Source organism: Pseudomonas sp. GW822-FHT03F08, assembly GCF_058801265.1.
The window spans coordinates 624,800-637,067 of the sequence record NZ_JBXANC010000001.1 but is presented as its reverse complement, the minus strand read 5'-3'; the positions used below and the strand labels follow the sequence as shown (position 1 = coordinate 637,067).

General features: G+C 62.5%; 10 protein-coding genes. 6 read left to right on the top strand and 4 right to left on the bottom strand.

Going from position 1 to position 12,268, the window contains the following annotated elements; all coding sequences use genetic code 11:
• Complete coding sequence (gene gmd / locus AC1RME_RS02975; protein ID WP_493070369.1) at nt 1-972, bottom strand: GDP-mannose 4,6-dehydratase; 972 nt, start codon at nt 970-972, stop codon at nt 1-3.
• Nucleotides 969-1,883, bottom strand: a complete 915-nt coding sequence (locus AC1RME_RS02970; RefSeq protein WP_493090437.1) for a GDP-mannose 4,6-dehydratase — start codon at nt 1,881-1,883, stop codon at nt 969-971. Before AC1RME_RS02970 ends, gmd begins: the two co-directional genes overlap by 4 nt.
• A 424-nt stretch (nt 1,884-2,307) precedes the next feature.
• On the opposite strand from AC1RME_RS02970, the gene AC1RME_RS02965 reads away from it, so the two are divergent.
• From AC1RME_RS02965 to AC1RME_RS02945, 5 genes are all read left to right on the top strand, one after another.
• On the top strand, nt 2,308-3,870 hold the full coding sequence (locus AC1RME_RS02965) for a glycosyltransferase (protein WP_255261892.1): 1,563 nt from the start codon (nt 2,308-2,310) through the stop codon (nt 3,868-3,870).
• Nucleotides 3,864-5,168, top strand: coding sequence for a glycosyltransferase (locus AC1RME_RS02960; RefSeq protein WP_096817069.1), 1,305 nt, complete (start codon nt 3,864-3,866; stop codon nt 5,166-5,168). Before AC1RME_RS02965 ends, AC1RME_RS02960 begins: the two co-directional genes overlap by 7 nt.
• 103 nt (nt 5,169-5,271) lie before the next feature.
• Nucleotides 5,272-6,087, top strand: coding sequence for a class I SAM-dependent methyltransferase (locus tag AC1RME_RS02955; RefSeq protein ID WP_096817070.1), 816 nt, complete (start codon nt 5,272-5,274; stop codon nt 6,085-6,087).
• 80 nt (nt 6,088-6,167) lie between these two features.
• Nucleotides 6,168-7,364 carry a DUF3142 domain-containing protein gene (locus tag AC1RME_RS02950; protein WP_096817072.1) on the top strand — a complete coding sequence of 399 codons (1,197 nt, stop codon included), beginning with the start codon at nt 6,168-6,170 and terminating at the stop codon, nt 7,362-7,364.
• On the top strand, nt 7,351-9,489 hold the full coding sequence (locus tag AC1RME_RS02945; RefSeq protein WP_096817073.1) for a tetratricopeptide repeat protein: 2,139 nt from the start codon (nt 7,351-7,353) through the stop codon (nt 9,487-9,489). Before AC1RME_RS02950 ends, AC1RME_RS02945 begins: the two co-directional genes overlap by 14 nt.
• Here AC1RME_RS02945 and AC1RME_RS02940 read toward each other — a convergent pair.
• Entirely contained in the window at nt 9,486-10,115 is a 630-nt protein-coding gene (locus AC1RME_RS02940) for a LysE family translocator (RefSeq protein ID WP_096817074.1), read from the bottom strand. The genes AC1RME_RS02945 and AC1RME_RS02940 overlap by 4 nt on opposite strands.
• Before the next feature lie 144 nt (nt 10,116-10,259).
• Here AC1RME_RS02940 and AC1RME_RS02935 point away from each other — a divergent pair, with 144 nt between their 5' ends.
• Nucleotides 10,260-10,733: an Lrp/AsnC family transcriptional regulator gene (locus AC1RME_RS02935; protein WP_007954205.1), complete on the top strand. Its 474-nt coding sequence runs from the start codon at nt 10,260-10,262 to the stop codon at nt 10,731-10,733.
• Nucleotides 10,734-10,770: 37 nt separating this feature from the next.
• On the opposite strand, the gene lpdA is transcribed toward AC1RME_RS02935, so the two are convergent.
• Nucleotides 10,771-12,171, bottom strand: coding sequence for a dihydrolipoyl dehydrogenase (gene lpdA, locus AC1RME_RS02930; RefSeq protein WP_493090434.1), 1,401 nt, complete (start codon nt 12,169-12,171; stop codon nt 10,771-10,773).
• Between the last annotated feature and the right edge of the window lie 97 nt (nt 12,172-12,268).

Below are 12,268 nucleotides of genomic sequence, written 5' to 3'. Positions count from 1 at the left end.
CTACTCCTTGGCGACGCGTTTCATGTCCGCATCCATCATCATGCGGATCAGGGTGTCGAGGTCGGTTTTCGGTTTCCAGCCCAGCACGCGCTGGGCCTTGGTCGGATTGCCGAGCAGCACTTCGACTTCGGCCGGGCGGAAGAACGCCGGGTCGATCTTCACGTAGTCGCGGTAGTTGAGACCCACGTGATCGAAGGCGATGTGGCACATCTCGCGCACGGTGGTGGTCACCCCGGTGGCGACCACGAAGTCGTCAGGCTTGTCCTGTTGCAGCATCAGCCACATGGCCTCGACGTAATCGCCGGCAAACCCCCAGTCGCGCTTGGCGTCGATGTTGCCCAGGGCCAGTTCCTGCTGTTTGCCCTGCTTGATCCGGGCGGCCGCGTCGGTGACCTTGCGGGTCACGAATTCGATGCCGCGCAGTGGCGATTCATGGTTGAACAGGATGCCGCTGCTGGCGTGCAGGTTGAAACTTTCACGGTAGTTGACGGTGATCCAGTGGCCATAGAGTTTGGCCACGCCGTACGGGCTGCGCGGGTAGAACGGGGTGTTCTCGTCCTGTTGCTCGGCCTGGATCAGACCGAACATTTCGCTGGTGGACGCCTGGTAGAAACGCGTGTGCGGGCTGAACTGGCGGATGGCTTCAAGCAGGTGAGTCACGCCCAGGCCATCGACGATGCCGGTGGTCACCGGTTGATCCCAGGACGCAGCGACGAAGCTTTGCGCGGCGAGGTTATAGACCTCGTCCGGCGCCGACTTGATGACCGCGCGCTGCACCGAGCAGGCATCGGCCATGTCGCCGTCCAGGTACACGATGTCGGCTTCAACGCCCATTTCCCGCAGGCGCCAGCGCGAGTCGCTGCTGCGCCGCGCCACCAGGCCGTGAACCTTGTAACCCTTGTCGAGCAGCAGTCTGGCCAGATACGCGCCGTCCTGGCCGGTGATCCCTGTGATCAGTGCACTTTTTGTCATTCTTGTCGTACTCGCTTCTCCCAGTCGGACAGGATCGCCCGCAGGGATTGTTGTATAGAGATTTGCGGCGTCCATCCTGTGGTCTGGGCGAGCCGTTGATGGCTGCCGCAGACACGACGCTGATCCGCGCGGCGCATGCGCGCGGGGTCCTGAACCAGTTGCAGCTCGACCTCGGCCAGGTCGCCCATCTGCTCGATGAGGCTGCGGATGCTTTGCTCATGGCCCGAACAAATGTTGTAGACCTGTCCCGGCGTGCCTTTTTCCAGCAGCGCGAAATAGGCCGAAACCACGTCGTCGACGTCGAGGAAGTCCCGGGTGACATCGATGTCGCCGACTTCCAGTTGCGGCGCTTGCAGCCCCTGCTTGATGCGGTTGATCTGCCGCGCGGCGCTGGCGATGACGAAGCTGTCTTTCTGCCCGGTGCCGATGTGGTTGAACGGACGCGCCACCAGCACTGGCCAGCCTTCGCTCAGGCCCCATTGCAGGCTGAGGAATTCGGCGGACAGTTTGCTCACTGCGTAGGGATTGCGTGGGCAGGGCGGCTGTTGCTCGGTGATCGGCAGTGCGGATTCGTCGACCTGACCGTACACGTCGCCGGAACTGACATACAGAAACGGGCCCTTGAAGCCTCTGGCCTTGAGCGCCTGCAACAGGTTCAGGGTGCCGAGCAGATTGATGTCGAAGGTGCGGGCCGGATCGCGGAACGCCTCGGGGACGAATGTCTGACCGGCCAGGTGAATCACGGCGTCAGGCAATTGCGGCCAGAGGTCGATGAGGCTTTGCGGGTCCGTCAGGTCGAAGGGCGAAGCGGCAGGCAGCAGTTCCCACACCGAGTCATCGAGCATCAGGCGCGACTGGATATGTTGTCCCACGAACCCGCTGAGGCCCGTGATGAACAGACGTTTTTTCAAACAGCGACCCCTTGGTCTTTAACTTTCACCGCTTCCCACAGGCTTTGAGGGGATGTCTGTCTGACCGGGTAAAATTCCGGTCGCAAGACGGGTGAAGTCGTTGTTGTAGTTGTTTGGTTGCCAATCTGTGCCAATTGCTCGGCAATTTCAACCGACCAAACCGTGACCGGTCAGTTCTCGTCAGCGTAGCCCGGTTTTTCTCGCCGGGCGGTTCACGAATCCTGAACGGATGTGTTTAGAATGCCCCTCGTCGCGGTTTCCCGAGCGTTGCCCAAGTGGCTGCGCAATACGGTGAAACTGACCACTAAAACAAGAACGACGACGTGCTTCGGACACAGGACGATTGTCGGCCATGCCGACCCGATCCGATGCCTGGCCGTCATAGCGTGAGGCTGCCGGGATGGCGGTCGCACCGTGGGATGCCATGAATTTCATTCTCTACTCGGACGTCAACGACCGCTCCATCAGCCAGAGTCTCGGGCGTCCTGAATACAGCTATTACTTCGTGCTCAAGGCCTATCGCCCGGTGCTCGAAAGTCTGGGGCGGGTGCATGTGGTGTCCGCCCGCGACGAAGTCGATCCACTGTATCGACAACTGCTCGCCTCCGGCGAAAGCAGTGTGTTCCTGTCCTTCACCCCGCCGCAAAATACCCCGACCGATCTGGAATGCCCGACGATCTGCGTGATTGCGTGGGAGTTCGATTCCATCCCCGATGAGTCATGGGACGGCGATCAATGTCAGGACTGGACGCAAATGCTTGCCCGACAGGGACGGGTCATCACGCTGTCGAGCCACACTGCCCGGGCAATCCGACGAGCCATGGGCGAAGACTTTCCGGTCCTGGTATTGCCGACCCCGCTGTGGGAGAACTTCGCGGCCATTCGTGAGCAACATGTCAGCGCGCCGATCAATCCCGGGGCGACGCTGGCGATCAAGGGCTGCATTTTCGACAGCCGCACGCTGGGACTCTCTGCCGATGACCTGCTGCCCAAACCGCTGACCGCCGAGCAACTGGCGGACATCGAGGCGCGCCGCCCGCCACCCCTGACACTCAAGCGTCGACTGGTCATTGCCCGTCATTACCTGCGTCTGTGGGTGTTGAACCCTAGCGATCAACCCGAGCCCATGGCCCGTGTGAAATACCTGCATCACGGCTACTGGGAAGGCTTTCGCGATCTGTTCTCGAACAAGGCCCATGCCTGGCTCGAACGACGCCTGCCGAACATTGCCGGCCCCCATGAAGTGGCGGTGGACGAACCACCACCGCTGGACTTGCCGGAGACCTCGGGGGTGGTCGAAACCACGGTCGATGGCGTGATCTACGTGACCGTGTTCAACCCCAAGGATGGCCGCAAGAACTGGCATCACTTGATCACGGCGTTCTGCTGGGCCTTTCGCGAAACGTCTGACGCAACGCTGGTGCTGAAGATCACCCAGAACGATCTGGCGTCCTATTACAGCGAACTGATGACCTTGCTCGCGCAACTGACGCCGTTCGCCTGCCGGGTGCTGGTGCTGCACGGCTATCTGGACGATCCGCAGTATGCGCGGCTCTACCAGGCTGCCAGTTTTTACGTCAATGCTTCGCGCTGCGAAGGCCTGTGCCTGCCGCTGATGGAGTTCATGTCCAGCGGTAAACCGGTGATCGCTCCGGATCACACGGCGATGGAAGACTACATCGACGATTCGGTGGCCTTTGTCGTCAAGTCCAGCGAAGAGCTGACGATCTGGCCGCAGGACACCCGCATCATCTACCGCACCCTGCGTCACCGACCGGACTGGGGCTCGCTCAAAAGTGCCTACGAAAACAGTTACCGGATGGCCAAGGCGCAACCGCAGGACTATCGCCGAATGTCGGTCGCCGCCGTCGAGCGCATGCACGACTACTGCGCCTTCGCCCCGGTGCAGCAGCGCCTGGCGGACTTCTTCGGCCTTGAGCCAGCGGCCGCCGATGCCGCCCCCGTGACGGACAACGCCTCATGCTGATCATCATTCATTCGGAAACCAACCAGCACACCATCGCGCAGAATCTTGGCCGTTCCGAGTACAGCTATTACTTCGTGCTCAAAGAATACCGGCCGGTGCTCGAGCGTCTCGGGCGGGTGGTGGAAGTGACGGACCCGGCCCGCGAAGTCGACGCGCTGTATCTGGAATGCCTGGCCCGTGGCGAGCCGTGCGTGTTCCTGTCGTTCTCGCCGCCCCATCGCACACCGATTCATCTGGCTTGCCCGACGTTGCCGGTGTTCGCCTGGGAGTTCAGCACTATCCCCAACGAGCCTTTCGACGGCGAGCCACGCAATGACTGGCGCACGGTGTTGCGCGCCTGCGGGGCGGCGATCACCCATTCCAGTTACACGGTCGACGCGGTGCGCGAGGCCATGAGCGACGATTACCCGATTGTCGCGGTGCCGGCGCCCGTGTGGGATCGCTTTGCCGCCCGGGGCGCCCAACTGCAAGGCCAGCCCTCGACGGGGCCGGTGCGACTGAAGATCAAGGGACTGGTGGCCGACAGTCGTCAGCTCGATCTCGACGCCTTCGGCCCGAAGCATCTGCGCCGTGGCAAAGGCATCGACTTCGAGGCGCCGGTCCGCGAGCAAGAGTTGTTGCTGGATGGCGTGGTGTACACCTCGGTGTTCAACCCCGGCGACGGACGCAAGAACTGGGAAGACATGCTCAGTGCGTTCTGCGTGACATTCCGTGAGGTCGAGGACGCAACGCTGGTGCTCAAACTCACCCACCACGATGCCGAAGAGGCCCTCAGCGACATCCTTCATCATCTGTACAAAAACCGCTCCTACCGCTGCCGCATCGTGCTGATCTACGGCTACCTCGCGGACGCGGACTACGAGCGACTGGTGCAGGCGACCCGTTACGTGGTGAACACGTCCTACGGCGAGGGCCAGTGCCTGCCGCTGATGGAGTTCATGTCCTGCGGCAAACCAGCGGTGGCGCCACGCACCACGGCGATGATCGATTACCTGAGCGAGGACAATGCGTTCCTGGTCGAGTCCACCGACGAACTCACCGCGTGGCCCCACGATCCGCGCAAGGCGTTCCGCACGCTGCGTTACGTGACCAACTGGGCGTCGGTCTGCGTCGCCTACCGCGACAGTTACGACGTGGCGAAAAACCAGCCACAACGTTATGCACAAATGTCGTCTCAAGCCGTGCTGAGCCTGCAAGGATTCTGCAGCCAGGCCGTGGCCGAGCAGCGCTTGCAGGACTTTCTGGCGCAGCTGTTCGAACATCGTGAGATGACAACCGTCGAGGTCTCCGGCTCATGATCCGCGTGCTGACTCGAAGCTTGCGACCTCGTCCGGTGATCATCGCCCGCCAACCGCTGCAAACCCTTTCGCCCAACGTCGACCCTTTTTCTGGAGCCAACCCATGCTGAGACTTTTGAAGAAACTCACGGCATCGACGCCTGCACAGCCTGCCGCGCCGGTGGTCGAGGACGTCGACACGTTCCAGCTCGGCTTGCGCGATGCCATGCTCAGCGGCTGGTTCAATCATGACACCGGCGAGCTGTACAAAGGCTTCACGGTGGGCCCCGAGGACACACTGGTCGACGTCGGTTGCGGCGACGGCGGCAACATGCAGTTCTGCGGGATGCGCGGGGCGCGGATCATCGTCGCCGACATCGACGCAGCCAAGATCGAAGCCGCCCGCCAGCGGCTCAGCGAAACCTCGGCCCGCAGCGTCGAGTACCACGTCACCGACGGCAATCCGCTGCCGATCGCCGACAACACCGCGACCCGCGTGGTGTCCACTGAGGTGCTTGAACATGTCGACGATCCGGCACAGTTCCTCGCCGAACTGGTGCGGATTGGCCAGCCGGGCGCCCTGTATCTGCTGAGCGTCCCGCACCCCAGTTCCGAAGATGTGCAAAAAGGCATCGCCATACCGGAGTACTTCGAAAAGCCCAACCACATTCGCATCATCAGCGAGGAGCAGTTCAAGGCCATGGTCAGCGAAGCGGGCCTGGAGATCGTCAGCCACAGCCAGTACGGTTTCTATCGGTCACTGTGGATGTTGCTGTTCTGGGAAGCCAACGTGGATCTGGGCAGCCCCGATCATCCGTTGCTCAATCAATGGACCAAGACCTGGGAGACCGTGCTCAATTCGCCGCGTGGCACGCAGATCAAACATGCGCTGGACAGCGTCATGGCGAAAAGTCAGGTCATCATCGCCCGTAAACCGTAGCGCGTTTTTTCCGGGAGCGGCCGCGCTCCCGTCGGTTTTGTGTAACCTTGCAGCCTTGTGTTGCCAGGGATTTGCACGTCATGCGGTTTCTTTTCGGGCTGTCGGCATTGCTTGCCACAGCCCTGCTGCTGTCTGCCTGTGAGCGTCAGGAAGCAGCGCCTCTCGATCAACAACTCTACGTCTGGCAACGCCAGTGGACGCCGGGCCATGAGGCGGCGCTCAAGGGCAGCCGCACTGATTTCTCGACCTTGCGGGTATTGGCGTTGCAGGCCTTCCCTCAGGCGGGCTGGAGCCGGGCGCGGATCGATCCGCAATTGCTGAAAAGCGATGGCCGGCCGCTGATCGCGGTGATTCGCCTCGATGGCCAGCTCAAGGCGCTGGATCAGGATCAGGTCACGGCGCAGATCCTTCAGGTGATCGATGACTGGCAAACCCAGGGACTCACGCTGGCCGGGGTCGAGATCGATCACGATGCCGGCAATGCGCGGCTGCCCGCGTACGCTGACTTCCTCCTTCATCTGCGCGCAGCGTTGCCGTCATCACTGCCCTTGAGCATCACCGCATTACCGGCCTGGCTCGACAGCCCGCAACTGCCGGCGCTGCTGGCAACAGTCGACAGCAGCGTGCTGCAGGTGCATGCGGTCAGCGATCCGCGACGCGGTCTGTTCGACCCTGAGCAGGCGCGCGACTGGGCGAAGCGCTGGGGGCGGATCAGCGACAAACCGTTCTACCTGGCCCTGCCGGCTTACGGTGTAGCGTTGTTGCCGGACAGCGGTGGCGCGCCGGTGGTGGAAAGCGAAGTGACGCTGGAGCGAGGTGGCGAGCGCCGCGAATTGCTGGCCGATCCACAGCAACTGAGCCGACTCGCCAAAGCACTGCGCGAGGATCGACCGGCGCACCTGGCCGGGCTGATCTGGTTCCGCCTGCCGCTGGCCAATGACCGCCGGGCGTGGAGTCTGACCACGTTGCGTGCGGTGGCCCGAGGCGATGCGCTGTCCAGCAAACTCGACTTGAGCTTCAAGGCGCAGGACGGCCTCTACGACATCACGCTCGGAAACGCCGGCAACCTTGATAGCCCCTGGCCTGCGCGCGTTCGGGTAAAAGCCAGCGGCTGTGAAGGCGCCGATGCGCTCGCCGGTTATGCATTGCAACAGACTGCGGATCTGCTTACCTTCACCCGCTTGCGCGACGGCCGATTGCCGGCGGGCGGACAGCGTGCGATCGGTTGGGCACGTTGCGCAAATATTGATCAAGGAGGTTCGCATGTTGACCCGTAACTGGCCCCGCCATCTGCTTTGCCTGAGCCTCAGCCTGCCGCTGGGATCGGCGCTGGCCTGCGGCCCGGATTTCCCGATGCGTCTGCTCGACGATCGCGGGCAATCGCTGGCGGAACTGCCGGAGGGCAACTTCAAGTTCGAGATCAATCGCCTCGGCAAAACCATTGCCGGGCTGAAGAACGTCACGGCGGTCACCTACAACCCGGATGACATCTATGGCGAACCCAAGGAGCCCGCTGAACTGCGTGAGAAGGCCGAGCAGCAGGGCCTGAGCGTGGAGCAGCAGGCGCTGGTCAAGCAACTGCGCAGCCTGACCGATGCACGTCAGGTCGAGGTGCAGGGCGCGAGCCTGCCGGCGGAACTGCGTCTGTATGTGGCGGGCGCCGTGGCGTTCGGCACCGGTGATCATCAACTGGCCGTCGAGTACTTCCGCCAGTTGTTGGCGCTGCCGGCCGATCAACGCGCGTTGCGCAGCACCTGGGCCGCTTATTCGCTGGGCCGGGCGTTCTTTGCCATGAGCAGCGAAGCAGGCGATACGCTCGACGCGTTGGAAAACGCCATCGAAGCCTTCCGCCAGACGCGACAACTGAGCATCGACGGTTTCAGCGATCCGCTGGAACTCGGCGTGGCCAGCCTCGGCGAAGAAGCACGAGCGCTGCGCACGGCGGGCAGTTGGGACAAGGCCATCGAACTCTATGCCACGCAAAACCTGCACGGCTCGAACGTCGGCTACACCTCGCTGAAGCTGTTGATGAATGATCTGGCCGAAGAACCCGAGGATCGACTGGAGAAGTTGCTGCGTGGCAAAGCGGTGCAGCAACTGGTGACCGCTTCGCTGATCAGCCGGATCGGCTGGTCATTCGGCGATGAGCCGCCGAATGAGAAAAAACTGATCAAGGCGTTGCAGGAGAGCACGCGCGGCAGCCTCGATAACGCTGATCGTCTGGCGGCCATGAATTATCAACAGGGCGACTACGCCAGCGCCAAGGCGTTCCTCGAACACGCCGGCGACAGCGGCCTGGCGTGGTGGCTGCGGGCGAAACTGGCGGTGCGCGATGGCGACAAGGTCGCGGCGGCTGCGGCCTATGCGAAAGCTGCGCAGGCCTTCCCGCAGGGTGAATCCTGGGGCGAGCGGCGTACCGCCGACTGGAATCTCGAATCCCTTCAGCCCAAATGCCGGGTCGAGGGTGAAAGCGCGATTCTGGCGCTGCAACGTGGCGAGTACCTGCAGGCCTTCGATCAGTTGTATCGCAGCCAGAGCATTTACTGGTTCGACGCTGCGACCGTGGCCGAGCGGGTGCTGACGGTCGAGGAGCTGAAAAACTACGTCGATACCAACGTCCCGGCACCGCCCGCGCTGAGCCAGCAGGATCGTGACAATTACGTGCCGCTGCCAGTGGCCGCGAGCCTGCGCAATCTGCTGGGTCGGCGTTTGTTGCGTGAAGGGCACTACAAAGAAGCGGTCGGTTATTTCGACAATGCCGATCTGCAGAACAAGGCCCGGCTCTATGGCGAGCAACGTCTGAAGGCCGATTCGGCGTGGTGGCCGACCAAGCGTGCCAGCGCATTGTTCAATGCGGCGTGGACGGCCCGAGAGTGGGGCATGGACATCCTGGGCTACGAAATGGCGCCGGATTACGCGACCTTCGGCGGCAACTACAGCCTGGAAACCGCTGAGCTGAAAGTCGGGCCGCTGGTGAGCGAGGCCGAAGTGCAACGCCAGAAGGCCAGCGAAGCGCAGCCGGATGAGCGATATCACTATCGGTTTGTTGCCACAGCGCTGGCCAACCGTGCGGCGGATAACTTGCCGCACACCAGCCAGGCGTTCGCCGCCGTGCTGTGTTCGGCCGCCGGCTGGAACAGCAGCCTGGAAGAACAGAGCGCGTTGTACAAACGTTATGTCGACGAAGGGCCGTACGTTCTGTGGGCCGTGGATTTCGGCCATCAGTGCCCTTATCCGGACTTCGAAAACGCTGACAAGCGCTATGTCACTCAGGTGACCGACTCGGTGCGTTCGACACTGCGGCCATACAAGTGGCCGGTGCAGATCGGTGCGATTGTGGTCTTCACTGCGGTGGCGTTGTTGCTGATTGCCCGCCGCCAGCGCAAGGCCCGCAAAGCCTAAGCCTGCTGGACGAACGTCAGGCGCACGGCGAAGCCGATCAACAGGCTGCCGAACAACCACTGCTGCACGCGTTGGGCCGTTGGGCTGTGTTTCAGCCAGCGGCCCAGCGCCGTGCCGAGCAAGGCATAGGCGCTGTCGAACAGCAATCCAGCGGCCACCAGCATCGCACCGAGCACCGCAAACTGCGTCAGCACCGGTGCGCCATCCGCCACGATGAACTGCGGCAGCAGCACCGAGCAGAACAGCAAGGCTTTCGGGTTGAGCAGATTGGTCAGCAGGCCACGACGGATTGCGGCGCGCCACTGCCCATGGCCGTCCGTTACGGTGCCGGCGTTCAGATCAGGCAGCAGCGTGGTGCGCAGGCATTGAATGCCGATCCACAGCAAGTACGCCGCCCCGGCCATCCGCACCGCATCGAACGTCCACGGTGCAGCCTTGAACAGCGCCGCCAGCCCCAGCGCCGCGAGTGCGACATGACAGCCTCGGGCAACCGCCAGCCCCACCGCCGTGGCAAGTGCTGCGCCGCGACCCTGGCGGGCACCGGTCTGCAACAGCAGGATCATGTCCGGGCCGGGCAGCAGATAGACCACCGCCAAAGCCAGGAAAAACAGCCAGAGACTTGCCATGTCGCACCCCTTTCGTTGTCGATTCGGTGCAACCAGTCTATGACCGAGGGGCAGGGCAGGTGCTTGCGTAGTTCGCTTCTATAACTGTTGAGATTGGCATAACCTGCTTTCTTTTTGCGGTTACACCATCAGGATCTGCCAACCATGAAACTCGACGCCTTCGATCGCAAGATTCTCGCCGCGCTGCAACGGGACGGGCGCCTGAGCAATGTGCAACTGGCGGACGAGATCGGTTTGTCCGCGTCGCCGTGCCTGCGCCGGGTGCGGATGCTCGAAGAGGCGGGGGTGATTCGCGGTTATCAGGCGAACCTGGACCGTGATGAGGTGGGGCTGGGGCTGACGGTGTTCGTCGGGGTCAAGGTGGAACGACACAACGATGAACAGGCCGAGGCGTTTCACCGGGCGGTGACAGCGTTGCCGGAGGTGATTTCGGCGTTTCTGGTCTCTGGGGAATCGGACTTCCTGCTGCAAGTGGTGGTGCCGGACCTGCGCGCCTACGACCGTTTTTTAACCGGTTGTCTGCTGAAGTTGCCGGGGGTAAGCGACATCCGCAGCAACTTTGCGATTCACACGGTGAAGACCCCGGGAGCGTTGCCCTTGGGGCATTTGCCGTCCTGATACTTCCCGCATTGCGCGGGAAGTATCCGCGAAGTGCTTACATCTGCGTTGCCATGCCCTCGACATTCATCGCTGCCTGACGCAACGCCTCGGAACGGGTTGGGTGAGGGTGGCAGGTCAGCGCAATGTCTTCGGCCGACGCGCTGAACTCCATGGCCACGCAGTACTCGCCGATCATTTCACTGACGCTCGGGCCGACCAGGTGCACGCCGAGGACTTCGTCGGTGTGCGCGTCGGCGAGGACTTTGGCAAAACCTTCGGTTTCGTGATTGATCTTCGCCCGGCTGTTGGCGGTGAACGGGAACTTGCCGACCTTGAAGGCCCGGCCTTCAGCCTTGAGCTGCTCTTCGGTCTTGCCGACGCTGGCCAGTTCCGGTCGGGTGTAGATCACGTTGGGGATCAGGTCGTAGTTGACCTCGCCCGCCTTGCCGACGATCTGCTCGATGCAGGCCATGGCTTCGTCTTCGGCCTTGTGCGCAAGCATCGGCCCTGAGGTGACATCGCCGATCACCCAGACGCCGGGTGCTTCGGTGCGATGGTGTTTGTTGGCGAGCATGCCGCGTTTGTCGGTGCTCAGGCCGACGTTCTCCAGGCCCAGGCCTTTGGTATAGGGGCGGCGACCGATGGCAACCAGCACGTAATCGGCTTCCAGCAGCTCGGCGGTGCCGCCGGCTGCCGGTTCGATGCTCAATTGCACGCCGTTGGCCGAAGACGTGGCGCTGGTGACTTTGGAACTCAATTTGAAACTGATGCCCTGTTTGCTCAGCGAGCGTTGCAGGGTCTTGCCGGCCTCGCCATCCACGCCGGGGCAGATGCGGTCGAGGTATTCCACCACCGTCACCTGCGCGCCGAGTCGCCGCCAGACCGAGCCGAGTTCGAGGCCGATCACGCCGGCACCGATCACCACCAGATGCTTGGGCACCTCGCTCAAGGACAGGGCGCCGGTGGAATCGAGAATGCGCTGGTTGTCGATTGCCACGCCGGGCAGGGGAGTGGGCTCGGAACCGGTGGCGATGACGATGTCGGTGGCGGTCAGTTCGATGCGGCTGCCCTGATCGCCGGTCACGCTGACTTTTCCGGGACCGTCGATGTGGCCCCAGCCCTTGATCCAGTCGACCTTGTTCTTGCGGAACAGGAACTCGATGCCTTTGGTCAGGCCGGCGACGCTTTCGTCCTTCTGCTTCATCATTTGCGCGAGGTTGAGCGTCGGTTTGACCTCGATGCCGAGGTTGGCGAATTCCGCCCCCATCGCCGCATCGTACAGTTCGGACGCATGCAACAGCGCCTTGGACGGCATGCAACCGACGTTGAGGCAGGTGCCGCCCAGCGTGGCGCGGCCTTCCACGCACGCGGCCTTGAGGCCCAACTGGCCGGCGCGGATCGCCGCGTTATAACCGCCGGGCCCACCGCCCAGAATCACTACGTCATAGTTGCTCATGCGCTTACTCCTGGCTGAAGAATGCGGATCGCTAAAAATTACGTACGTAATATGTGCGTTTCCGGACATTTCGGTCAAGGCTTCAGGAACGCGACAG